This window comes from Streptomyces sp. NRRL F-5123 (assembly GCF_000721495.1).
Classification (GTDB): Bacteria; Actinomycetota; Actinomycetes; order Streptomycetales; family Streptomycetaceae; genus Actinacidiphila.
The window spans coordinates 86811-110255 of the sequence record NZ_JOHY01000016.1 but is presented as its reverse complement, the minus strand read 5'-3'; the positions used below and the strand labels follow the sequence as shown (position 1 = coordinate 110255).

23 protein-coding genes and 1 riboswitch are annotated in these 23445 nt (G+C 74.6%); of the genes, 19 read left to right on the top strand and 4 right to left on the bottom strand.

What is annotated here, in order from left to right; genetic code table 11:
- Positions 1–386 (bottom strand): hypothetical protein (locus IH54_RS0117155; RefSeq protein WP_031517654.1); only part of this gene is annotated, 386 nt, incomplete at its 3' end.
- Between the two features lie 154 nt (positions 387–540).
- On the opposite strand from IH54_RS0117155, the gene def reads away from it, so the two are divergent.
- The 11 genes from def to IH54_RS0117100 all read left to right on the top strand — a co-directional run bounded on the left by def (position 541) and on the right by IH54_RS0117100 (position 11846).
- Complete coding sequence (def, locus tag IH54_RS0117150; RefSeq protein WP_031517651.1) at positions 541–1086, top strand: peptide deformylase; 546 nt, start codon at positions 541–543, stop codon at positions 1084–1086.
- A 22-nt stretch (positions 1087–1108) separates the two neighbouring features.
- Complete coding sequence (gene fmt / locus IH54_RS0117145; protein WP_031517649.1) at positions 1109–2041, top strand: methionyl-tRNA formyltransferase; 933 nt, start codon at positions 1109–1111, stop codon at positions 2039–2041.
- A 62-nt stretch (positions 2042–2103) separates the two neighbouring features.
- The gene (locus IH54_RS0117140; protein WP_031517647.1) at positions 2104–3546 is read left to right on the top strand and encodes an RsmB/NOP family class I SAM-dependent RNA methyltransferase; all 1443 of its coding nucleotides are present in this window, start codon (positions 2104–2106) and stop codon (positions 3544–3546) included.
- Positions 3547–3749: 203 nt separating this feature from the next.
- Positions 3750–4475: a ribulose-phosphate 3-epimerase gene (gene rpe / locus IH54_RS0117135; RefSeq protein ID WP_052397545.1), complete on the top strand. Its 726-nt coding sequence runs from the start codon at positions 3750–3752 to the stop codon at positions 4473–4475.
- Between the two features lie 177 nt (positions 4476–4652).
- Positions 4653–5639, top strand: a complete 987-nt coding sequence (locus IH54_RS0117130; RefSeq protein ID WP_031517643.1) for a sugar-binding transcriptional regulator — start codon at positions 4653–4655, stop codon at positions 5637–5639.
- Between the two features lie 74 nt (positions 5640–5713).
- The gene (locus IH54_RS0117125; RefSeq protein ID WP_052397553.1) at positions 5714–6049 is read left to right on the top strand and encodes a barstar family protein; all 336 of its coding nucleotides are present in this window, start codon (positions 5714–5716) and stop codon (positions 6047–6049) included.
- Between the two features lie 25 nt (positions 6050–6074).
- Entirely contained in the window at positions 6075–7523 is a 1449-nt protein-coding gene (locus tag IH54_RS0117120) for a GuaB1 family IMP dehydrogenase-related protein (RefSeq protein ID WP_199923404.1), read from the top strand.
- Between the two features lie 21 nt (positions 7524–7544).
- On the top strand, positions 7545–8000 hold the full coding sequence (locus IH54_RS0117115; protein WP_031517638.1) for an Lrp/AsnC family transcriptional regulator: 456 nt from the start codon (positions 7545–7547) through the stop codon (positions 7998–8000).
- 159 nt (positions 8001–8159) lie between these two features.
- Positions 8160–9101 carry a PRC and DUF2382 domain-containing protein gene (locus tag IH54_RS0117110; RefSeq protein ID WP_031517637.1) on the top strand — a complete coding sequence of 314 codons (942 nt, stop codon included), beginning with the start codon at positions 8160–8162 and terminating at the stop codon, positions 9099–9101.
- Positions 9102–9354: 253 nt separating this feature from the next.
- Positions 9355–10143 carry a carbon-nitrogen hydrolase family protein gene (locus IH54_RS0117105; protein WP_031517636.1) on the top strand — a complete coding sequence of 263 codons (789 nt, stop codon included), beginning with the start codon at positions 9355–9357 and terminating at the stop codon, positions 10141–10143.
- A complete protein-coding gene (locus tag IH54_RS0117100) occupies positions 10140–11846 on the top strand; it encodes a flavin monoamine oxidase family protein (protein WP_031517635.1) in 1707 nt (568 codons plus the stop codon). Before IH54_RS0117105 ends, IH54_RS0117100 begins: the two co-directional genes overlap by 4 nt.
- On the opposite strand, the gene IH54_RS0117095 is transcribed toward IH54_RS0117100, so the two are convergent.
- Both IH54_RS0117095 and IH54_RS0117090 read right to left on the bottom strand, forming a co-directional pair.
- Positions 11807–12517 carry a DUF5995 family protein gene (locus IH54_RS0117095; protein WP_052397552.1) on the bottom strand — a complete coding sequence of 237 codons (711 nt, stop codon included), beginning with the start codon at positions 12515–12517 and terminating at the stop codon, positions 11807–11809. The genes IH54_RS0117100 and IH54_RS0117095 overlap by 40 nt on opposite strands.
- An 84-nt stretch (positions 12518–12601) precedes the next feature.
- Positions 12602–13465 (bottom strand): NAD-dependent epimerase/dehydratase family protein, encoded by an 864-nt coding sequence (locus tag IH54_RS0117090; RefSeq protein WP_031517630.1) that lies wholly within the window; start codon positions 13463–13465, stop codon positions 12602–12604.
- A gap of 150 nt (positions 13466–13615) precedes the next feature.
- Between IH54_RS0117090 and IH54_RS0117085 the strand changes: the two genes are divergently transcribed.
- On the top strand, positions 13616–14458 hold the full coding sequence (locus IH54_RS0117085) for a helix-turn-helix transcriptional regulator (RefSeq protein ID WP_031517629.1): 843 nt from the start codon (positions 13616–13618) through the stop codon (positions 14456–14458).
- A 374-nt stretch (positions 14459–14832) separates the two neighbouring features.
- The gene (locus tag IH54_RS0117080) at positions 14833–16218 is read left to right on the top strand and encodes a uracil-xanthine permease family protein (RefSeq protein ID WP_031517627.1); all 1386 of its coding nucleotides are present in this window, start codon (positions 14833–14835) and stop codon (positions 16216–16218) included.
- Between the two features lie 48 nt (positions 16219–16266).
- Here the strand turns inward: IH54_RS0117080 and IH54_RS0117075 are convergent, their stop codons facing one another.
- Complete coding sequence (locus IH54_RS0117075; protein ID WP_031517625.1) at positions 16267–17499, bottom strand: MFS transporter; 1233 nt, start codon at positions 17497–17499, stop codon at positions 16267–16269.
- 72 nt (positions 17500–17571) lie between these two features.
- On the opposite strand from IH54_RS0117075, the gene IH54_RS0117070 reads away from it, so the two are divergent.
- The 6 genes from IH54_RS0117070 to ribH all read left to right on the top strand — a co-directional run bounded on the left by IH54_RS0117070 (position 17572) and on the right by ribH (position 23416).
- Positions 17572–18750, top strand: a complete 1179-nt coding sequence (locus IH54_RS0117070; RefSeq protein ID WP_031517623.1) for an ROK family transcriptional regulator — start codon at positions 17572–17574, stop codon at positions 18748–18750.
- 190 nt (positions 18751–18940) lie between these two features.
- Positions 18941–19071, top strand: a riboswitch (FMN riboswitch).
- A gap of 129 nt (positions 19072–19200) precedes the next feature.
- The gene (gene ribD, locus IH54_RS0117065) at positions 19201–20307 is read left to right on the top strand and encodes a bifunctional diaminohydroxyphosphoribosylaminopyrimidine deaminase/5-amino-6-(5-phosphoribosylamino)uracil reductase RibD (RefSeq protein WP_031517622.1); all 1107 of its coding nucleotides are present in this window, start codon (positions 19201–19203) and stop codon (positions 20305–20307) included.
- A 1-nt stretch (position 20308) separates the two neighbouring features.
- Positions 20309–20935 carry a riboflavin synthase gene (locus tag IH54_RS0117060; RefSeq protein ID WP_031517620.1) on the top strand — a complete coding sequence of 209 codons (627 nt, stop codon included), beginning with the start codon at positions 20309–20311 and terminating at the stop codon, positions 20933–20935.
- The gene (locus tag IH54_RS0117055) at positions 20932–21606 is read left to right on the top strand and encodes a nicotinamide mononucleotide transporter family protein (RefSeq protein WP_031517618.1); all 675 of its coding nucleotides are present in this window, start codon (positions 20932–20934) and stop codon (positions 21604–21606) included. Before IH54_RS0117060 ends, IH54_RS0117055 begins: the two co-directional genes overlap by 4 nt.
- Positions 21603–22934 carry a bifunctional 3,4-dihydroxy-2-butanone-4-phosphate synthase/GTP cyclohydrolase II gene (locus IH54_RS0117050; RefSeq protein ID WP_031517616.1) on the top strand — a complete coding sequence of 444 codons (1332 nt, stop codon included), beginning with the start codon at positions 21603–21605 and terminating at the stop codon, positions 22932–22934. The genes IH54_RS0117055 and IH54_RS0117050 overlap by 4 nt, the downstream gene beginning before the upstream one ends.
- Entirely contained in the window at positions 22931–23416 is a 486-nt protein-coding gene (gene ribH / locus IH54_RS0117045; protein ID WP_031517614.1) for a 6,7-dimethyl-8-ribityllumazine synthase, read from the top strand. Before IH54_RS0117050 ends, ribH begins: the two co-directional genes overlap by 4 nt.
- Positions 23417–23445: the final 29 nt, after the last annotated feature.

The window sequence follows — 23445 nt, the reverse complement described above, 5'->3', positions numbered from 1 at the left end:
GGGAGGGGGGAGTCCTCCGGGAGCGGGGGAGGGGCGGGAGGGCGGCGGCCTCCGTAGCGGCGGTGGACCGCTTGTTTGGTCACCCCCAGGGCGGAGCCCACCGCGTCCCAGGAGAAGCCGAGGGAGCGGTCGAACTCGACCGCCGCGGTCACGAGGGTCTCGACGCTGTCCCGGAGCTCCTGCGCGAGCCGCACCGTGGGGGCGGGCGCGCGGCCGTAGACGACGAAGCCGGCGGTGGGGCCGCCGCGCCGCGGGCGGTAGACGTTGCCCAGCTGGGCGGTGAGCGTCCGCAGCGCGTCCGCCTGGCGGCGGACCCTCTCGATGTCCCGCACGAGCAGGTGCAGGCTGGCCCGCGCCTGGGCGTCAGGGGTTGCGTGGTCGGGCATCAACAGGCCTCTCCAACCGACGGTGACGGTTCGAACTCTCTTGACCAACGCGCCACCGGCCTCGGGAGTCACGCCCTGGGGGCGTGCGGTGGGTCGCGCACCCCCGGGGATCTAGAATTGGCAGCCGTTCCCCGTCCGGCAGGAGAGGCCCCGCGTGACCGTCAAGCCCATCCGCCTGTTCGGCGATCCGGTGCTGCGTCAGGTGGCGCAGCCGGTGACGGCGTTCGACGCGGAATTGCGCACTTTGGTGCGGGATCTGACCGAGACGATGCAGGCCGCGCCCGGCGCGGGGCTTGCGGCGCCGCAACTGGGCGTGCCGCTGCGGGTGTTCACGTACTTCGTGGACGGCGAGCTGGGGCATCTGGTCAATCCGGAGCTGTCGCTGGGCGAGGAGGTGCAGGACGGCCCGGAGGGCTGCCTGTCGATTCCCGGGCTCACGTACGACTGCCGGCGCGCCCTGGAGGTGGTGGCCCGGGGGCTGGACATGTACGGGGAGCCGCTGGAGATCCGCGGGACGCAGCGGCTCGCCCGCTGCATCCAGCACGAGACCGACCATCTGGACGGCATCCTGTTCGTCGACCGGCTGGACGCCGAGCAGCAGGCGGCGGCGATGCGGGCGATCCGCGAGGCCGAGTGGGCGGGGCAGATCCCGCCCGAGGTCAGGGTGTCGCCGCACGACACCTTCGGCCGAGGCCGGTAACCGAGAGAGGCACACCCGCACGATGAAGCTCGTCTTCGCCGGCACCCCCGAGGTCGCCGTACCCGCGCTCGACGCCCTGATCGCCGCCGGGCGGCACGAGGTCGCCGCCGTCGTGACACGGCCGGACGCGGTCGCCGGGCGCGGCCGCAAGCTCGTGGCCAGCCCGGTCGCGCAGCGCGCCGAGGAGGCCGGGATCGAGGTGCTCAAGCCCGGCAGGCCGCGGGAGCCCGAATTCCTGGAGCGGCTGCGGGAGATCGCCCCGGACTGCTGCCCGGTCGTCGCGTACGGGGCGCTGCTGCCCCGGGTCGCGCTGGACGTGCCGCGGCACGGCTGGGTCAACCTGCACTTCTCGCTGCTGCCGGCCTGGCGCGGCGCCGCTCCCGTGCAGCACGCGGTGATGGCCGGTGACGAGATGACCGGCGCCTCCACCTTCCTGATCGAGGAGGGCCTGGACTCCGGGCCGGTCTACGGGGTCGTCACGGAGGCCGTCCGCGCCAAGGACACCAGCGGGGATCTGCTGGGCCGGCTCGCGGTCAGCGGCGCCGGGCTGCTCGTCGCCACGATGGACGGCATCGAGGACGGCTCGCTCGTCGCGCGCGAGCAGCCCGCCGACGGGGTCACCCTCGCGCCGAAGCTCACCGTCGATAACGCCGAGGTGGACTGGTCCGCGCCCGCGCTGCGGGTCGACCGGCTCGTCAGGGGCTGCACCCCGGCCCCGGGCGCCTGGACGCTGATCGGCGGCGAGCGGCTCAAGCTCGGCCCCGTCACCCCCGCGCCCGAGCGCACCGACCTCGCGCCCGGCGAGCTGGCCGTCGCCAAGAACGCCGTGCACGTCGGGACGGGCAGCCACGCGGTCCAGCTGGGCGAGGTGCAGGCGCAGGGCAAGAAGCGGATGCCCGCCGCCGACTGGGCCCGCGGCGTCCAGCCGCCCGCCGGTACGGTCCTCGGCCGCTGACCGTACGGCGTAAGCTTGCGAGGTTCGACGACAAGACGACAAACGTGACGAAACAGAGCGCAGTGAACGGCAGACACCAGCAGCGCCGCCCGCAGGGCACCCCCCACCGGCGCCCGCAGCGCGACCCCGTACGGGTCCTCGCGTTCGAGGCGCTGCGCGCCGTCGACGAGCGGGACGCGTACGCCAACCTGGTCCTTCCGGGGCTGCTGCGCACCGCCGAGCGGGAGGCGGCCGACGAGGGCCGCTCCTTCGACCGGCGGGACGCCGCGCTGGCCACCGAGCTGGTCTACGGCACGCTGCGCAACCAGGGCACGTACGACGCCGTGATCGCCGCCTGTGTCGACCGGCCGCTGCGCGAGGTCGACCCGCCGGTGCTCGACGTGCTCTCGCTCGGCGCGCACCAGCTGCTCGCGACCCGCATCCCGCCGCACGCCGCGGTCTCCGCGACCGTCGACCTCGCCCGCGTCGTGCTGGGGGAGGGCCGCGCGCGGTTCGTCAACGCGGTGCTGCGCAAGGTCGCCGCGCACGACCTCGACGGCTGGCTGGAGCGCGTCGCGCCGCGTTACGAGGACGACGCCGAGGGGCACCTCGCCGTCGTCCACTCGCACCCGCGGTGGATCGTCTCCGCCCTGTGGGACGCGCTCGGCGGCGGCCGGACCGGTGTCGAGGAGCTGCTCGCCGCCGACAACGCGCGGCCCGAGGTCACCCTCGTCGCCCGCCCCGGCCGCGCCACCGCCGCGGACGTCGCCGCCTCGCTGCCGGACGGTTCCACCGAGCCCGGCCGCTGGTCCCCCTACGCCGTGCGCCTCACCGAGGGCGGCGACCCCGCCGCGGTGCCGGCCGTGGCCGAGGGCCGGGCCGGCGTCCAGGACGAGGGCAGCCAGCTCGTCGCCGCCGCCCTTGCCGCCGTGCCCGTCGAGGGGCGCGACGAGCGCTGGCTCGACGGCTGCGCGGGCCCCGGCGGCAAGGCCGCGCTGCTCGCGGGGCTCGCCGCGGGGCGCGGCGCGCGGCTCGTCGCCGTCGAGAAGCAGCCGCACCGCGCGCGGCTCGTCGGCCGCGCGCTGGCCGGCAACCCCGGGCCGTACCAGGTCCTCGTCGCCGACGGCACACGCCCGGTGTGGGCCCCCGGCTCCTTCGACCGGGTCCTCGTCGACGTCCCCTGCACCGGCCTCGGCGCCCTCCGCCGCCGCCCCGAGGCACGCTGGCGGCGCCGGGCGGAGGACGTCCGCGGCTTCGGCCCCCTCCAGCGCGGCCTCCTCACGGAGGCGGTGGCCGCCACCCGCACCGGCGGTGTCGTGGGCTACGCCACGTGCTCGCCGCATCTCGCGGAGACGCGGGAGGTCGTGGACGACGTCCTCGCCCGCGTCCCGGGCCTCGAACTCCTCGACGCCCGGCCCTTCCTCCCCGGCGTCCCCGACCTCGGGCCCGGCCCGACCGTGCAGCTGTGGCCGCACCTGCACGGCACGGACGCGATGTTCCTGGCACTGCTGCGCCGCACGTCCTGACCTTGCCCCCCGGGCACCGCCCTGCGCACAAGGGCGCCCCGGGCGGGAAGGCAGCCACGCGCGGTCGCCCCGGGCCGAGGGCCGGTTCGCGCACGGTACACCGGTGTTCGGACCGCGCCCGCCCGCCGAGGCGGAGGCGTGCCCCGCGCGGGCGGGCCCGTACCGGGTTTTCGCAGTGCTCGGCGATCTGGTTTGCTGGGGCCATGAGCGTGCAGATCAGCCCCAGCATCCTGTCCGCGGACTTCGCCCGGCTGGCCGACGAGGCCAAGGCGGTCGAGGGTGCCGACTGGCTCCATGTCGACGTGATGGACAACCACTTCGTGCCGAACCTGACGCTGGGTCTACCGGTGGTGGAGTCGCTGCGCAAGGCGACCGGGACCCCGCTGGACTGCCATCTGATGATCGAGGACCCGGACCGCTGGGCGCCCGCGTACGTCGAGGCCGGCGCCTCGTCGGTGACCTTCCACGTCGAGGCCGCGGCCGCGCCCGTCCGCATCGCCCGGGAGATCCGTGCCAAGGGCGCGCGGGCGTCGATGGCGCTGCGGCCCGCGACGCCGATCGAGCCGTACGAGGACCTGCTGCCGGAACTCGACATGCTGCTGGTCATGACCGTGGAGCCGGGCTTCGGCGGGCAGAGCTTCCTGGACATCATGCTGCCCAAGATCCGCCGCACCCGGCAGCTGATCGACAAGCACGGCCTGGAGATCTGGCTCCAGGTGGACGGCGGGGTGTCCGCCGAGACCATCGAGCGCTGCGCGGAGGCCGGCGCCGACAACTTCGTGGCGGGCAACGCGGTGTACGGCGCGGGCGACCCGGCGGCGGCGGTGCGGGCGCTGCGGGAGCAGGCCCGGAAGGCTGAGGCCCGGACTTCTGCGGTGGCCGGCCGAGGAGCGAGGCCGTCCGCGGAGGACGGGAGCACCTCCCGCTGAAGGCCGGGGGAGAGCAGGGGACCGACTGACGACGCCACCGGCGCACCGGCACCGATCCTCCGGCCGCCGGGTGCTACGCGCCCGTAACCCCCGGCGTCTGCGAGGATGGCGACGAAGCCGGACCGGCCGGGCGACTGGGGAGAGACGGACGTGAGCACAGGCCGCGCGCACGCGCGCATGGGCCCAGGGGAGATGGTCCAGGCGGCGGCGATGGCGCGTCGCTTCTACCTGGAGGGGAAGTCCAAGATCCAGATCGCCGAGGAGTTCGGCGTGAGCCGCTTCAAGGTGGCCCGGGTCCTGGAGACCGCGCTGGAACGCGAGCTGGTGCGGATCGAGATCCGGGTCCCGGCCGAGCTGGACGCCGAACGCTCCGACGCACTGCGCGCGCACTACGGGCTGCGGCACGCGGTCGTCGTGCAGACCCCGCCGGACCAGGCCGACGCCCCCGACCCGGAGAACCTGGGCGCGGTCGCCGCCGGCCTGCTCGGCGAGCTGGTCACCGACGGCGACGTGCTGGGCCTGGCCTGGGGCCGCTCCATCATCACCATGGCCAACGCGATCGACCGCCTCGCGCCCTGCACCGTCGTCCAGCTCACCGGCGTCTACGACGTCGGCACCGCCGAGCGCGGCTCGGTCGAGGCGGTACGCACCGCGGCGGCCGTCTCCGGCGGCGAGGCGCACCCGCTGTACGCGCCGATGGTGCTCGGTGACCCGGCCACCGCCGCCGCGCTGCGCGGCCAGAGCGGTATCGCCGCGGTCATGGGCCACTACGACAAGGTGACCGTCGCGGTGGTGTCCGTCGGCTCGTGGGAGGCGGGGGTCTCCACGGTCCACGACGCGCTCACCGACGCGGAGCGCGAGCACTACGCCGGGCTCGGGGTGGCCGCCGAGATGTCCTCGCACCTCTTCGACGCGGCCGGCCGCCGGGTGGGCCGCGACCTGGGGGAGCGCTGCATCACGATCGGCGCCGACCGGCTGCGCCGCATCCCCGAGGTGGTGGCCATCGCGGGCGGTACGCGCAAGGCCGCCGCGATCGACGCGGTGCTGCGCTCGGGCCTGGTCACCAGCCTGGTCACCGACATCGCCGCCGCCGACCGGCTGCTGGGCGGCACCCGCCCCGCGGAGCGCCCGGCACTGGAGCGGGCAGATCCCGACGAGCGCTGACGAGCGCCGACGACCGTACCCGACCGGCGCGCCGGTGCCGCGTGCACCGGCACCTGCTGTGGCAGCATCGGCGCATGCTCGTGCTCGACCTGACCGGCGTCGGCGACCGGCAGGCGTTCATGGACCGGTGCACCGCCGACCTGGGCCTGCCGGAGTGGTTCTGCCGTACCTGGGACTCGCTCGCCGACTGCCTCACCGACCTGTCGTGGTGGCCCGCCGGACCGGACGGGCGGCGGCTGGAGGTCCGCGGCTGGGCGGGCTTCGCGCAGGCGCTGCCGCGCGAGTGGCGGATCGTGCGGGACATCCTGCGGGACGCCGAGCTGTTCTGGCGGGACACCGACACCGAGCTGCGGGTGGTCCTGGAGGAAGACACGAAGGAGGACGGCCAAGAGCCGGACGTTCATCCGTAGGCGTTGCCACCCCGCGCATGCAAATATGAAGTACGTGCGTTTCCTCAATGATGTTCAGCCTCCGTACGACCTGACGTACGACGACGTCTTCATGGTGCCCAGCCGCAGCGCGGTGGGCTCCCGGCAGGGTGTGGACCTTCGGGCGCCCGACGGGACCGGTACCACGATTCCGCTGGTGGTCGCCAACATGACCGCCGTCGCCGGCCGCCGGATGGCCGAGACGATGGCCCGCCGCGGCGGGCTCGCGGTCATCCCGCAGGACATTCCGATCGACGTCGTCGCCGACGTGGTCGGCTACGTCAAACAGCGCCACCTGGTGCTGGACACCCCGATCACCCTGGCCCCCGGCCAGACCGTCGCCGATGCCCTGTCGCTGCTGCCCAAGCGGGCGCACGGCGCGGGCGTGGTCGTCGAGGACGGCCGCCCGGTCGGCGTCGTGACCGAGTCGGACCTGACGGGCGTGGACCGCTTCACCCAGCTGTCCGAGGTGATGTCCGCCGACCTGCTGGTGCTGGACGCCGGCATAGACCCGCGGGACGCCTTCAACCGGCTGGAGGAGGCCCACCGCAAGCTCGCGCCCGCCGTGGACGCCGACGGCCGGCTCGCCGGCATCCTCACCCGGACCGCGGCGCTGCGCGCCACGCTCTACCAGCCCGCCGTCGACGCCGAGGGCAGGCTGCGGATCGCCGCGGCCGTCGGCATCAACGGGGACGTGGCGGGCAAGGCCGCGCAGCTGCTCAAGGCGGGGGTGGACACCCTCGTGGTGGACACCGCGCACGGCCACCAGGAGTCGATGCTCGCCGCGGTCCGCGCGGTGCGCGCGCTCGACCCGCGGGTGCCGGTCGTCGCGGGCAACGTGGTGTCCGCCGAGGGCACCCGCGACCTCATCGAGGCGGGCGCCGACATCGTCAAGGTCGGCGTCGGCCCCGGCGCGATGTGCACCACCCGGATGATGACCGGGGTGGGCCGCCCGCAGTTCTCCGCCGTCCTGGAGTGCGCCGCCGAGGCGCGCCGGCACGGCAAGCACGTGTGGGCCGACGGCGGCGTGCGCCACCCGCGGGACGTCGCGATGGCGCTCGCGGCAGGTGCCTCCAACGTCATGGTCGGCTCCTGGTTCGCCGGGACGTACGAGTCGCCCGGCGACCTCCAGCAGGCCGCGGACGGCCGGCTCTACAAGGAGTCCTTCGGCATGGCCTCGGCCCGCGCGGTCCGTAACCGCACCGCCGAGGAGTCGGCGTACGACCGGGCGCGCAAGGGGCTGTTCGAGGAGGGCATCTCCACTTCGCGGATGTACCTCGACCCGGCGCGGCCCGGCGTGGAGGACCTGGTCGACTCGATCATCGCCGGGGTCCGCAGCGCGTGCACGTACGCGGGCGCGGCCTCGCTCGCGGAGTTCGGGCGCAACGCGATCGTCGGCATCCAGAGCGCCGCGGGATACGCCGAGGGCAAGCCCTTGCACGCCAGCTGGCAGTAGCCGGCGGTAGCGTCGGGCCTCGTGCCGCTGAACGAACTCGACGAACGCATCGTCCACGCGCTGGCCGCCGACGCCCGCCGCACCTACGCCGACATCGGCGCCGAGGTGGGCCTGTCGGCCCCCGCCGTCAAGCGCCGGGTCGACCGGCTGCGGGCGGCGGGGGCGATCACCGGCTTCACGGTGCGCGTGGACCCGGCCGCGCTCGGCTGGCAGACCGAGGCCCTCGTGGAGCTGTACTGCCGCCACAACACCTCGCCCGACGACATCCGGCGCGGCCTGTCCCGCTACCCGGAGGTGGCGTCCGCCTCGACCGTGACCGGCGAGGCGGACGCGGTCGTGCAGGTCTTCGCCGCCGACGTGCGGCATTTCGAGCAGGTGCTGGAGCGCATCGCCGGCGAGCCCTTCGTGACCAGGACCAAGTCGGTGCTGGTGCTCTCGCCGCTGCTGCGCCGCTACGGGGCGGGCAGCCCAGGCTGACCCGCCCCGCCCCGGTTCTGACCCGCCCGGTACGGACCGCCGCCGGGCCCGCCGCGCGGTCCGTTGTGGAAAATGTCTGGTTCGACAGGTTTTGCCGGATCCTCCCGGGTAATCCGTCCAGTGACCGTTCCCAGGTCACGGCAGCCCGTAGGAGGCGACATGATCACGCGCGAACAGATACCCCAGGTGGTGGGCCATCCGGTCCATGACGCCGAGGGCAAGAAGGTCGGCGACGCCAAGCACATGTACCTGGACGACAACACCGGAAGTCCCGAATGGGTGACGGTCAAGACCGGGTTCTTCGGCAGCAACGAGACCTTCGTACCGACCCGTTCCGCGCGGCTTGTCCAGGACCACCTGGAGGTGCCGTACACCCGGGAGAAGATCAAGGACGCACCCAACGTGGACGTCGACTCCGGCGGCCACCTGTCGGTGGAGGAGGAGCAGCACCTCTACCGCTACTACGGCATCGAGCGCGGCGGCGGCACGGGCGAGTCCGCCGGCACCTCGGGCAAGGCCGCTGCCGCCGGCGGGGCGGCGGGCGCCGCCGCGGGCACGAAGCGCTCCGCGCGGGACACCGGGGCCGACACCTCCGGCGGGATGGACCGTAAGTCCGCGGCCGCCGCCGGCGCGGGCGCCGGCACGGGCACCTCCGGGATGCCCGGCCGCACGGGCGCGCCGGAGCGCGGCACCGCGGCAGCTGCCGAGGGCGAGGCCATGACCCGCTCCGAGGAGGAGTTGCACGTCAAGGTCGAACGCCACGCCTCGGGCAAGGCCAGGCTGCGCAAGTTCGTCGAGGTCGAGGAGGTCGAGCAGACCGTCCCCGTACGCCACGAGGAGGTCAAGGTCGAGCGCGAGCCGCTGAGCGCCGCCGACCGTGAGGCCCTGCGCTCCGGCGCCGAGATCGGCGAGGCCGAACGCTACGTGACCCTGCACGAGGAGAGCCCCGTCGTCGAGACGGAGGTCGTCGCCAAGGAGCGGGTCAGGATGCGGGTCGAGGAGCACGTCGAGCAGAAGAAGGTGCACGGGCGCGTGCGGAAGGAAAAGATCGAGACGGACATGGAGTCCCCCTCGGATCCCCTCCCGGGCGACACCCGCTGACCGCCTTCCCTGCGGTCCCCCCGCCCGGTCTCCGGCCCCCGGAGGCCGGGCGCCCTGCTGCGTAGGGAGGGCCAACCACGCGCCCGTGGTGGTCCGGGCCCTCCGCAGGAGCACCGCGCAACAGATCACCGGCACCGCGGCGAAAGCCGCAACAGATCGTGCACCGGAGCGCAAGGGATAGCTCTTGAGTGCGCCGCAACCGCTGCGTAGCGTCAATGCATACGGGGTGACCTGCGGAAAGAAGGAGTGCGGGGTGCGGATCGCGCTGGCTCAGGGGGTGGGGCCCGGCGGGGCGGCGTTCGAGGCGGCGGCGCGCGAGGCGGCTCGCGGCGGGGCGCGGCTCATGGTCGCGCCCGAGCTGTCCTGGACCGGCTACGTGCTGGGCCCGCGGGCGGCGCAGCTGGCGGAGTCCGCGGACGGGCCCGCCGCGGAGTGCGCCGCCCGCGTCGCGGCGAGGTACGGCCTCGCCGTGGTGTACGGCTGGCCCGAGCGCGACGGGGACGCCGTCCGCAACACCGTCCGGCTCGTCGGGCCCGACGGCACCGCGCGGGCCACGTACCGCAAGACGCATCTGTACGGCGAGGGCGAGCGCGCCGCCTTCGCGCCCGGCGCGGAGCCGGTCGTGCAGGCCGAGCTGGACGGCCTCGTGATCGGCCTGCTCGTCTGCTACGACGTGGAATTCCCGGAAGCGGTGCGCGCGCACGCCCTGGCCGGCACCGACGTGCTGGCGGTGCCCACCGCGCTGATGCGCCCCTACGAGGCGGTGCCGCGGCTGCTCGTACCGGCGAGGGCGTACGAGAACGGGCTGTTCGTCGCGTACGCCAACCGCTGCGGCCCGGAGAGCGGGTACGACTTCGCCGGGCTGAGCTGCCTCGCCGGGCCCGACGGCGAGGTCGCCGCGCGGGCCGGGGCGGGGCCCGGCGTGCTGTTCGGCGACGCCGACCCGGCGCGGATCGCCGAGGCGCGGGCGGCCACGCCGTACCTCGACGACCGCCGGCCCGACCTCTACCGCACCCTCACCGCCAGGAGCCCCCGCACATGACGTCCGTGCCCACCGCCGTCCACGACGAGCAGCACATCGCGGCGCGGACCCAGCCGCCCGTCACGATGTCCGGCCCCGACTTCCCCTTCCCCTACGACGACTTCCTCGCCCACCCGGCGGGGATCGGCGCGGTGCCGCCCACCGAGCACGGCACCGAGGTCGCCGTCGTCGGCGGCGGGCTGTCCGGGATCGTGGCCGCGTACGAGCTGCTGGCCATGGGCCTGCGGCCGGTGGTCTACGAGGCCGACCGGATCGGCGGGCGGCTGCGCACGGTCGGCTTCGACGGCTGCGACCCTGGACTGACCGCGGAGATGGGCGCGATGCGCTTCCCGCCGTCCTCCACCGCCTTCTGGCACTACGCGGACCTGGCGGGCCTGAGCAGCTCGCCCTTCCCCAACCCGCTGGCGCCCGTGACCCCGTCGACCGTCGTCGACCTCAAGGGTGAGACGCACTACGCCACGTCGCCTGCGGACCTGCCCGAGGTCTACCACCAGGTGATGCACGCCTGGAACGCCTGCCTGGAGGAGGGCGCCGACTTCTCCGCGATGCAGCGCGCGCTGCGCGAGCGGGACGTCGCGGAGATCCGCCGGATATGGTCCGCGCTCGTGGAGCGGCTGGACAACCAGACCTTCTACGGCTTCCTGTGCGACTCGCCCGCCTTCCGCTCCTTCCGGCACCGGGAGATCTTCGGGCAGGTCGGCTTCGGCACCGGCGGCTGGGACACCGACTTCCCCAACTCGATCCTGGAGATCCTGCGGGTCGTCTACACCGGCGCCGACGACGACCACCGCAGCATCGACGGCGGCAGCAGGCAACTGCCGCTGCGGCTGTGGGAGAAGGCCCCCGACAAGGCCGTCCACTGGCCCCGCGGCACCTCGCTCGCCTCGCTGCACGACGGCGGGAACCCGCGCCCCGCGGTCACCGGGCTGCACCGCACGGCGGGCAACCGCATCACCGTCACCGACGCCACCGGCGACATCCGCTCGTACAAGGCGGTGGTCTTCACCGCGCAGAGCTGGATGCTGCTGTCCAAGATCGCCTGCGACGACGCGCTCTTCCCGATCGACCACTGGACGGCGATGGAGCGCACCCACTACATGGCGTCCAGCAAGCTCTTCGTCCCCGTGGACCGGCCGTTCTGGCGGGACAAGGACCCGCGCACCGGGCGGGACGTGATGTCGATGACGCTCACCGACCGGATGACCCGCGGCACCTATCTGCTGGAGCAGGGGCCGGACCGGCCGGCCGCGATCTGCCTGTCGTACACGTGGAGCGACGACAGCCTCAAGTGGCTGCCGCTGAGCGCGCACGAGCGCATGGAGGTCATGCTCGGCTCGCTCGCCGAGATCTACCCGGGCGTCGACATCAGGAAGCACGTCATCGGCAACCCGGTGACCGTCTCCTGGGAGAACGAGCCGTACTTCATGGGCGCCTTCAAGGCGAACCTGCCCGGCCACTACCGCTACCAGCGGCGGCTGTTCACGCACTTCGTGCAGGACGCGCTGCCCGCCGACCGGCGCGGCCTCTTCCTCGCGGGCGACGACATCTCGTGGACGGCCGGGTGGGCCGAGGGCGCTGTGCAGACCGCGCTCAACGCGGTGTGGGGCGTCATGCACCACCTCGGCGGCGGCACCGACCTGCTCAACCCCGGGCCCGGCGACCGCTACGACGAGCTGGCGCCGGTGCTGCTGCCCGAGGACTGACGCGGGCAGCCGACCGGTGTCAGCAGCAGCCGGCCGACCAGGCCCACGCCCGCGTCCAGCCGGCTCACGCACTCGTCGTACGCGGCCGGGGAGCCGCGCAGCGCCCACAGCAGCCGGGCCGCCGCCCAGGCCGCGTCCCTGGCACGGGCCAGCGACCAGGACCCCACGACGTGGGTGAGCGGGTCGGCGGCCTCCAGCAGGTCCGGGCCGGGCATCAGCTCCTCGCGGACGCGCTCCTCGATCGCGGTGAGCACCTCGCCGATCCGGTCGAAGTCCGCTTCGAGCGTGGCGAGTCCGGACCCGGTGGCGCGGCAGGTGTCCAGCACCGCGAGCGCCAGGTCGTGACCCACATGGGCGTTGACGCCGGCCAGCGCGAACTGCAGCGGCCGGACCCCGGGGTGGGCGCGCATCGCGAACAGCGGGCGCCAGCAGGCGGGCGGCCGGCGGCCCGCCGCGTCGTCCTCGACCGCCGCGAGGAAGCGCCCGGCGAACCGCACCGCGAGCCGGGCCGCCACCGCCCGGTCGGCGAAGTCGCCGCCCGCGAGCCGCCGTTCGACCTCCTCGGTCACGGAGGCGTAGACCCGGGTGAAGACGGCGACGCCGTCCCCGTACGGCAGGCCCGTGTCGGTGGCCCGCATACGCTCCAGCACGGCGGCTACGTCGGTCGTCATGCGCCCCAGTCTGTCCGCCGGCACCTCCCCCGCCGCGCGCCGCACCGCGGCACGGGCGCCCGCCACCCGTGCGGGTGGCACCCCCTACAGCACGCCCGCGTCGCGGGCGGTCCACACCGAGGGGAAGAGCGGGCGGTAGCCCAGCTCGTCGCGGATGCGGAGGGTGGAGACGACGCCCTCCCAGGGGTGCTCCAGCGGGCGGTCCGCGCTGCCCGCGGGGACGGGTAGGCCGTTCAGCCAGTGCAGTTCGGCCGCGGAGACCGGGGCGTCGTCGGCGACGTTGTAGACGCGGCCGGCGGCCCCTGGCGCGTACAGCACCCGCAGGATGCCCTGCGCCACGTCGGCGTGGTGGACCATCTGGAGCCGCATGTGCGCCGCCCAGCCGCCGGCCCAGCGCATCACGTCCGCCAGGTGCGGGTCGCCCTCGCCGTAGACGAAGGCGAGCCGTGCCACCCGCACGTCCAGGCCGCTCTCCCGGTGCAGCGCCAGCAGCCGGTCCTCGGCCTCCTTCTTCGCCGCCGGGTAGGCGCCCCACATCGGCCCGCCGGGGACCGTGCCGTCGTCCTCGACCGACGGCCTGCCGTGCCCCGTGCCGTACACCAGGTTGGTGCTGACCTGGACGAAGCGGGTCACGCCCGAGCCGGCCGCGGCCTCGCCCAGGGCGACCGCGGCGTCCCGGTTGACCGCCCAGCACTCGTCGTCCGGCACCCCGCGGAAGGCCGCGGCGACGTTCACGACCGCGTCGGCGCCCTCCAGCGCCCTGGCGAGGTCCGCGGGATCGCGCAGGTCGCCCGCCAGCAGCTCCGCGCCCGCCCGGGCCAGCGGCTCGGCCCGCGCCTCGTCGCGGACCAGCACGCGTACGGCGTCCTGCGGGCCGGTGCGCTGCAGCAGCCGCGGAACGAAGCGGCGGCCGACCTGGCCGGTGGCGCCGGTGACCAGAATCCTCATGACGTCCTCCTGGGATCGGTGCGCGGCGGGCAGGACGTGCCCGCCGGCGCCCTCCACCCTGCGGCGGCGCCCGCCGGACCGGCAGAGACCTGCTGATCCGGGGAGTGGCACTCCCTGGATAGCCCGCGCCGCCGGCCGCATGCTGGAGGGGTGGACCGACCAGAACTCGCCGACTTCCTGCGCCGCAGCCGCGCCCGCCTGACCCCCGCGGACGTGGGCCTCACCGGCGGCGCCCGCCGCCGCACCCCGGGACTGCGCCGGGAGGAGGTCGCCCAGCTGGCGTGCATGTCGGTGGACTACTACACCCGGCTGGAGCAGTCCCGTGGCCCGCATCCGTCGCGGCAGATGCTCACCACCCTGGCCCGCGCGCTGCGGCTGACCGCCGACGAGCGCGACCACCTGTTCCACCTGTGCGGGGAGGAGCCGCCGCGGGAGACCGCCGGCAGCGGGCACGTACGCCCCGGGCTGCTGCTGGTCCTGGACCGGCTGCACGACACGCCCGCCCAGGTCGTCAGCGACATCGGCGACGTCCTGGCGCAGAACGCGATGTCGGTCGCGCTCAGCGGCGACGCGTCGGCCCGGCCGCCCGCGATGCGCAACATGATGCGCCGGATGTTCACCGACCCGTCCGCCGCCGCGATCTTCCCGGCGGAGGACCGCGAGCCCCTCGCCCGCGCGAGCGTGGCCAACCTGCGCGCGGTGCTCGCCGCCCGCCCCGACGATCCGCGCGCCGCCGCGCTGGTGGCCGAACTGCGGGCGGTCAGTGAGGAGTTCTCCCGGCTGTGGGACGAGCACCAGGTCGCCGTCCGGCGCTCCGACGCCAAGCGCTTCCTGCACCCGGTGGTCGGGGAGCTGACGCTGGACTGCGAGGTGCTGCTGAGCGCCGGGCACGACCAGCAGCTCATCGTCTACACCGCTCGGCCGGGCAGTGAGTCGTACGAGCGGCTACAGCTTCTGCGGGTGGTCGGACTGCAGGATCTGACGGCCCGCTGATCGTACTGCTGTTCTCCCGTGGGACGGCCTGACAGCCGGTCAACTCCCTTGTGGGGGAGGGAAGGTGAATGCGCGCCTGTGCCATGGCGTAATCCCGCGGAATGAATTGCCCGTTGCGGACTCCCTTCGGAGCGGCAGGCGCCGGTAACGTGGAGATCGGTTCGGCGGGCGCGATTCCCCCGTGCGCGTCCGCCGAACCACTGTCCTGCCGCTGCGTGACCATCCCGCGCGGCAGGCACATCCCCTCCCCGGCGGCGTGTGCGCCGACCGTATGAACCCCGCGCACCGGCCGACCTTCCGCGCCCGTGCCGCCCGTGCCGCGCCGCTTACGTTGAGGACGCAAGCGGCGGGGCCGGCGGCGAGGAGCGGGGCACATGGTGCGCGGAGTGGGCTGGACGGTGCACGGCGACGGCCGCAGCCCGCGTCCCGGGGAGGTGGTCAGGCCCGGCGAACGCCTCAGCTGGGGGCGCACGGTGGGGCTGGGCGCGCAGCACGTCGTCGCGATGTTCGGCGCGACGTTCGTCGCCCCCGTCCTGATGGGCCTGGACCCCAACCTGGCCGTGCTGATGTCGGGCGTGGCCACCGTGCTGTTCCTGCTCGCGACCGCCGGGCGCGTCCCCAGCTACCTCGGCAGCAGCCTGTCCTTCGTGGGCGTGGCCGCCACCATCCGCGCGCAGGGCGGCGACAGCGCGACGCTCACCGGCGCGCTGCTGGTCACCGGTGCGGTGCTGTGCGCGTGCGGGCTCGCGGTACGCGCACTCGGGCCGGGCGTCGTGCACGCCGTGCTGCCGCCGGCGGTGACCGGCGCCGTGGTGCTGCTCATCGGCTTCAACCTCGCGCCGGTCGCGGCCGGCACGTACTGGCCGCAGGACCAGTGGACCGCGCTGCTGACGCTGCTGTTCACCGGCTTCGCGCTGGTGGGGCTGCGCGGCTTCGCGGGACGGATCGCGATCTTCCTGGGGCTGCTGTTCGGCTACGGGATCTCGTGGCTCTTCGACCGCGTCTTCGGCCGGATCGGCGTCAGGCACACCCCCGCCGGGCACACCGGCGGCCACTGGCGGCTGGACCTGCACGAGGTCGGCCACGCCGCGTGGTTCGGGTGGCCGAGCACCCACGCGCCCTCCTTCGACGGCTCCGCGGTGCTCGTCGCGCTGCCGGTGGTGATCGCGCTCGTCGCGGAGAACGCCGGTCACGTCAAGGCCGTCGGCGAGATGACCGGCGACCGGCTGGACTCCGTGCTCGGCACCGCGATCGCCGCCGACGGCGGCACCACCGTGCTCTCCAGCGCCTTCGGCGGCCCGGCCACCACCACCTACGCCGAGAACATCGGCGTGATGGCCGCGACCCGCGTCTACTCCACCGCCGCCTACTGGGCGGCCGCGTGCTTCGCGATCCTCTTCGGGCTGTGCCCCAAGTTCGGCGCCGTCGTCGCGGCGATCCCCGGCGGGGTGCTCGGCGGCATCACCGTCATCCTCTACGGCATGATCGGCCTGCTCGGCGCCCGCATCTGGGTCGAGAACCGGGTCGACCTGGCCAACCCGGTCAACCTGGTGCCGATCGCGGGCGGCGTCGTCGCGGGCATCGGCGACGTCACCTTGAAGATCACCGACACTTTTTCGCTCAGCGGCATCGCGCTGGGCACCGTTCTGGTGCTGGCCGGCTACCACGCGCTGCGCCTGGTCGCGCCCGCGTACCGGCGCAACGGCTCCCCCGGGGGCGGCGGGTCCGCCGGGGGAGAGGGTACGCCGGGGGGCGGATGACACCGGACCGGCTCCCACTCCGGTCGGGGCCGCCGCCCCCCGGCGGGATCAGTCGGCCGCCGTCATCGACGTGGCCGGTTCCGGGGCGCCGCCCGCCACCTCGCGGCTCGCGCCGCCGTGCGTCCCGACCACTCCCGCGCCGAGCACCAGGCCCAGCGTCAGGACGGTGACCAGGCCGAAGGAGACGGTCAGCGACGACGCCCCGGCGATGCCGCCGATCGCGGCGGGCGCGACCAGGCCGGAGGTGTACGTGACGGTCGCGACGCCCGCGATCGTCCGGGCGGGGTTCGTCCCGCTGCGCCCGGCGGCCGCGAAGCACAGCGGCACCACGACCGAGATCCCCACGCCGATCAGCGCGAATCCCGCGATGCCGGGGGCCGGGGCGTGGGCGAACACCACCAGCAGGCCGCCCGCGGTGGCGATCACGCCGCCCACCCGGATCGCCAGGACGGCGCCGAGCCGGCGTACCGCGATGTCGCCCAGCAGCCGGGCGGTCGCCATCGTGCAGGAGAAGGCGGTGTAGGCGAGCGCGGCCACCGCGGGCGAGGCGTGCGCGATGTCGCGCAGGAAGACCGCGCACCAGTCGGCGGTGCCGCCCTCGGCGAAGACGCCGCAGAAGCCGATCGCGCCGATCACCAGCGCGGACCTGGGCGGCAGCGCGAAACGCGGCGGCGCGTCCTCGTCGGCCGCCGGGTGCAGGTCGGGCACCTGCGAGCACAGCAGCAGCGCGACGGCCACCAGCACCGCGGAGACCACGCCCAGGTGGATCCGACCGTCCAGGTGGGCGTGCGCGGCGGGCACGCCCACGGCGGCGCCGACCAGGGTGCCGACGCTCCACATGCCGTGCAGGCCGGACATGATCGACTTGCCCTTGTGCTCCTCGACGGAGACGCCGACCGCGTTCATCACGACGTCCGCCATGCCGGCGCTCGCGCCGAACGCCAGCAGCGCCAGGCACAGGAAGGGCAGCCCGGGGGCGAACGGCGGCAGCACGAGGACCGCGCACCACAGCGCGAGCAGCATCCGCAGCGCGGCGCGCGAGCCCAGCCGGTGCATCAGCCGTCCGGCCAGCGGCATCATCAGCACGGAGCCGATCGCCGGGCACACCAGCGCGACGCCCAGCTCGCCCGCGCCGAGGTCCAGATGGTCCTTGATCCACGGGATGCGGGTCGCGAAGGTGCCCTGCACGGCGCCGTGCACCGCGAAGACCGTGGCGATCGCCAGATGGGAGCGGCGCACCCGGGCGGGTGTCCAGCTGGTGTCGGAGGTGCGCGTCGTCATGGCGGCTAAACTATCAGGAAGCCTGCCTGAAAGTTAAGTCCCGGGCAGCCACGGTCTGGAAGGATCGCCCGCATGACCGCCACCCGCGCGCACCCGGCCAGGAACGCGTCACCGCGTACGGCCAGAGCCATCAACGACCGGCTCGCCCTGCGCCTGCTCCAGCAGGAAGGGCCGCTGACCGCCGCGCAGTTGAAGGAGCTGACCGGGCTGTCCCGGCCCAGCGTCGCCGACCTCGTCGAACGCCTCCAGGAGTCCGGCCTGATCGAGGTCGTCGGGGAGTCCGGCGCCGCCCGCCGCGGCCCCAACGCGCGCGTCTACGGCATCGTCGCGGACCGCGCGCACGTCGCCGGACTCGATGTGCGGACCGACAGCGTCGGCGTGGAGATCGCCGACCTCCTCGGCCACACCGTCACCCGGGCCTCGCTGACCGTCGCGCCGGACGCCGACCCGGCCGCCACCGTCGAGCGCGGCGTGCAGCTGCTGCTCGGCGCCGCCGCCGGCACCGCCCTGCACACCGTCGCGTGCGGCGCGCCCGGCCTGGTCAACCCGGTCACCGGGCGGCTCGCCGTCACCGGCGAACTGCCCACCTGGCACGGCGACCTCGTCGACGAGGTCCGCCGCAGGAGCGGTGTGCCGGTGCTGCTGGAGAACGAGGTCAACCTCGCGGCGGTCGCCGAGCAGCGGGTGCGCGGCGGCGCACCGGACGAGACCTTCGTGCTGCTCTGGATCGGCGGCGGCGTCGGCGCCGCCCTCGTCCTCGACGGGCGGCTGCGGCGCGGCTTCTCCGGCGGGGCCGGGGAGGTGGGCTTCCTGCCGGTGTCCACGACCGGCCGGCTGCCCACCGCCACCAACTGCGACGACGGCTTCCACGGGCTCACCGGCAGCCGCGCGGTGTGCGCGCTGGCCCGCGAGCACGGCATCCGCACCGCCGCCCTCGCCGACGCGGCCGCCGCCGCGGCCGCGGTGCGGGCCGGGACCCCCGGCTTCCTCGACGAGCTGGCCGCGCGGATCGCGGTGGGCGCCTCCGCGATCTGCGCGGTCCTCGACCCCGGGCTGCTGGTGCTGGCCGGCGAGGTGGGCGCGGCGGGCGGCCAGGACCTCGCGGGCCGCGTCGGTGACCGGCTGGCCCGGCTGTCCCCGCTGCGGACCGCGGTGGTGCCCACCGCGATCCCCTCCGGCCCCATCCTGCGCGGCGCGGTCATCACGGCGATGGATTCGGCGCAGGAGGCGGTCTTCGCGCCCGCGGGCTGAGATTCGGGTTCCGGGCCGTCCTCGTGCGGGCGGGTGGACCCGCAGGCGGCGGCCCCGGCCGGCACGGCCGCGCGCCCGCGCCCGGCGGCAGCAGTGGCGGAGCACACACCCGCCGGGGGAGAGCGGCGGGGAAACGCCCTGGAGCCGTGCCGGTCCGGCGTGGCAGACTGGGGAACGTACTTAGTGACGTACGCGCACTCCGGGGTCGGTGCAATTCCGAACCGGCGGTTACAGTCCGCGACCCGTCCGCATCCAGCGGACGGTTGACCAGGTGAAATTCCTGGACCGACGGTGAAAGTCCGGATGGGAGGCAGTGCGCGGCGGGCGTTCACGACGGTGCGCCGCCACGGCGGCAGGTCGGATCGATCTGCCGGGCCGCAGGGTGGGGTGTCCGGGTGTGTGCGCGCGTTGAAGCCCCGGAGTCCGTGCCCGATGCGGCAGGAGGACCCGGTGGCCACCACCACGGAAACCGACGCGATGCGCAGAGCCGTCGCGCTCTCCGCACGCGCCGTCGGCGCGACCGCCCCCAACCCCGTCGTCGGCTGTGTGATCCTCGACGCCGCGGGCAGGCCCGCGGGTGAGGGCTGGCACCGCAGGGCCGGCGGCCCGCACGCCGAGATCCATGCGCTGGACGCGGCCGGCGCCGCGGCCCGCGGCGGCACCGCCGTCGTCACCCTCGAACCCTGCAACCACACCGGCCGGACCGGCCCCTGCGCCCAGGCGCTCGTCGCCGCCGGGATCTCCCGCGTCGTCTACGCCGTCGCCGACCCCAGCCCGGCCGCGTCCGGCGGGGCCGCGACCCTGCGGGCCGCGGGCGTGGACGTCGAGGGCGGGCTGCTCGCCGCCGAGGCCGAGGCCGTCAACACCGCCTGGCTCACCTCGGTGCGCCGCGGCCGCCCGTACGTGCTGTGGAAGTACGCGGCAACGCTCGACGGCCGGATCGCCGCCGCGGACGGCAGCAGCCGCTGGATCACCTCCGAGGAGTCCCGCGCCGACGTGCACCGGCTGCGCGCCCAGGCCGACGCGGTCGTCGTCGGCTCCGGCACACTGCTCGCCGACGACCCGCACCTCGCGGTGCGCGGCACCGACGGCGCGGTGCAGCCGCTGCGGGTCGTCGTCGACACCCGGGCGCGCATCCGCCCCACCGCGCGCGTCCTGGACGGCGCCGCGCCCACCCTCGTCGCCGTCGCCAAGGATGCCGACACCGCCCACCTCGACAGCCAGGACCTCGTCCGGCTGCCCTACGCACCCGGGCCCGCCGGCGGCCCCCGCGGTCTGGACGTGACCGCGCTGCTCGCCGAGCTGCACGCCCGCGGCATCCGCTCCGTCCTGCTGGAGGGCGGCCCCACGCTCGCCGGGGCCTTCGTGGCGGCCGGCGCCGTGGACACCGTCGTCGGCTACCTCGCGCCCGCCCTGCTGGGCTCGGGCCCGGGCGCCCTCGGCCCGGCAGGAATCAGCACCCTCGCGCAGGCGTTGCGGCTCGACGTGACCGACGTCGCCCGCCTCGGGCCCGACCTGCGTATCACCGCCGTCCCCACTGCTGCACAGGAGAAGTGACGTGTTCACCGGAATCGTCGAAGAACTGGGTGAGATCACCGCGGTCGAGGAGCAGTCCGACGCCGCCCGATTCACGGTCCGCGGGCCCGTCGTCACGGAGGGCGCGAAGCACGGCGACTCGATCGCCGTCAACGGGGTGTGCCTGACCGTCGTGGACCTCGGCGACGGCAGCTTCACCGCCGACGTCATGGACGAGACGCTCAAGCGCTCCAGCCTCGGCGCGCTGCGCCCGGGCAGCCGCGTCAACCTGGAGCGCCCGATGGCGCTCGGCGGCCGGCTCGGCGGGCACCTGGTGCAGGGCCATGTGGACGGCACCGGCACGGTCCTGGAGCGCACCCCGGGCGAGCACTGGGAGATCGTGAAGATCTCGCTGCCCGGCGACCTGGCGCGCTACGTCGTCGAGAAGGGCTCCATCACCGTGGACGGCATCAGCCTCACCGTCGTCGACGCGGCCGCCGACTTCTTCACCGTCAGCCTCATCCCGACCACCCTGGAGCTGACCACGCTCGGCGTGAAGCAGCCCGGCGACCCGGTCAACCTGGAGGTCGACGTCATCGCCAAGTACGTCGAGCGCATGATCAACGGGGCCGCCGCGGCGGCTCCCGGAGCCGCCGGAGATGCGCGATGAGCGCCCTGCACTGGCTCAACGGCGAGGCGTTCACCGCCTTCGACCAGCACGTCATGTGGTCCGACATGATCGGCAACCTGCTGGGCCTGGCCGCGCTCGCGCTCGGCTGGCGGCGGGCGATGCTGACCTGGCCCGTCCAGCTGCTGTCCGGAGTGGTGCTGGTGGCCGCGTTCTGGTCGGCGCACCTGGGCGGCGGGGTCGGCAAGCAGTTCGTGGTCGTCACGGTCGCGGTGTGGGGCTGGTTCCGCTGGCGCGGCGGCCGCACCGACGACGCCGGGCGGGTCGCGATCCGCTTCGCCACCTGGCGGGAGCGCGCCGTGCTGGCCGTCGCCACCGGCGCCGGCACCGCCGCGGTCGCCGGGCTCTTCCTGGCCTACCCGTCGCTGTCGTGGAACCCGTGGCCGGACGCGTACATCTTCACCGGCACGCTCGCCGCGATGTACGCCCAGGCGCGCGGCTGGGTCGAGTTCTGGTTCGCGTGGCTGGCCGTCGACCTCGTCGGGGTGCCGCTCAACTTCCACAGCGGCCTGCCTTTCTCGGGGCTGGTCTACATCGTCTACTTCGTCCTGGTCATCGCCGGGATGTACGCCTGGTGGCAGCAGACCCGCCGGCCCGACGCCGGCTCCCGGGTCCGACCGAGCAGCACCGTCGCGGAAGGAGTGACGGCATGAGCGCCGTGACCGCACTGCAGGACGACTGGTTCGACGACGAGGATCTGCGGCTGGACCCGGTGGAGCGGGCGATCGCGGACATCGCCGCGGGCCGCCCGGTCGTCGTGGTCGACGACGAGAACCGGGAGAACGAGGGCGATCTGGTCGTCGCCGCCGAGAAGATCACCCCCGAGATCGTCGCCTTCATGATGACCGAGTGCCGCGGGCTGATCTGCGTACCGCTGGAGGCGTCGGACCTGGACCGGCTGGAGCTGCCGCAGATGGTGGACTCCAACACCGAGTCCATGCGCACCGCCTTCACCGTCTCGGTCGACGCGGGGCCCGAACACGGGGTGACCACCGGCATCTCCGCCGCCGACCGGGCCGCCACCATCCGGCTGCTGGCCGAATCCACCAGCGTGCCCGGCGACTTCGTCCGTCCCGGCCACGTCTTCCCGCTGCGCGCCCGCAGCGGCGGCGTGCTCACCCGCGCCGGCCACACCGAGGCGGGCGTCGACCTGGCCCGGCTCGCCGGGCTGCGGCCGGCCGCGGCGATCGTGGAGATCGCCCGCGAGGACGGCACCATGGCCCGGCTGCCCGACCTGGTGCCCTTCGCCCGCAAGCACGGGCTGGCCGTCATCTCCATCGAGGACCTGATCGCCTACCGCCGCTCCGCCGAGCCGACCGTGCGCCGCGAGGCGTCCACGACGCTGCCCACCGCGTACGGCGACTTCCGCGCGTACGGCTACCGCAGCACCGCGGACGGCGTCGAGCACATCGCGCTGGTCGCCGGCGACATCGGCGAGGGGGACGACGGCACCGACGTGCTGGTGCGCGTCCACTCCGAGTGCCTGACCGGCGACGTCTTCGGCTCGCAGCGCTGCGACTGCGGCCCGCAGCTCCAGGCGGCGCTGCGCCGGGTCGCCGAGGAGGGCCGCGGTGTGGTGCTCTACCTGCGCGGGCACGAGGGCCGAGGCATCGGCCTGCTGTCCAAGCTGCGCGCGTACGAGCTCCAGGAGCGCGGCCGCGACACCCTGGACGCCAACCTCGAACTGGGCCTGCCCGCCGACGCGCGCGACTACGGCGCCGCCGCCCAGGTGCTCGCCGACCTCGGGGTGCGCTCGCTGCGGCTGATCACCAACAACCCCGCCAAGACCGGCGCGCTGGTCCGGCACGGCCTCGACGTCCTGGGACGCGAGCCGATGCCGGTCGGGGCCGGGGAGCACAATCTGCGGTACCTGCGGACCAAGCGCGACCGGATGGGGCACGACCTGCCCTGGCTGGACGCCGTGGCCCGCCCCCGCACCGTCGAGGCCGGCAACGGCACTGAGCACCGAGGAGACAAGTGAGCGGCAAGGGCGCCCCCGAGCTGACCGTCAAGAACTGCGGCGACCTGCGGGTGGCGGTGATCGCGGCCCAGTGGCACAGCCAGGTGATGGACGGCCTCGTGGACGGGGCGATGCGCGCCCTGCACGACCTCGGCATCGAGGAGCCGACGCTGCTGCGCGTGCCGGGCAGCTTCGAACTGCCCGTCGTCGCCAAGGCGACGGCCGCCCGCGGCTACGACGCGGTCGTGGCCCTCGGGGTCATCATCCGCGGCGGCACCCCGCACTTCGAGTACGTCTCGCAGGGCGTCACCGCCGGCCTCACCCAGGTGACCGTGGACACCGGGGTGCCGGTCGGCTTCGGCGTGCTGACCTGCGACACCGAGGAGCAGGCGCTGGACCGCGCCGGACTTCCCGGGTCGAACGAGGACAAGGGCCATGAAGCGGTCACCGCCGCGGTGGCCACCGCGACCGTGATCCGTTCACTATCCGAGCCGTGGCGCTGACCGGTCCGCGCTTCCCCGTAGGCTAGGAC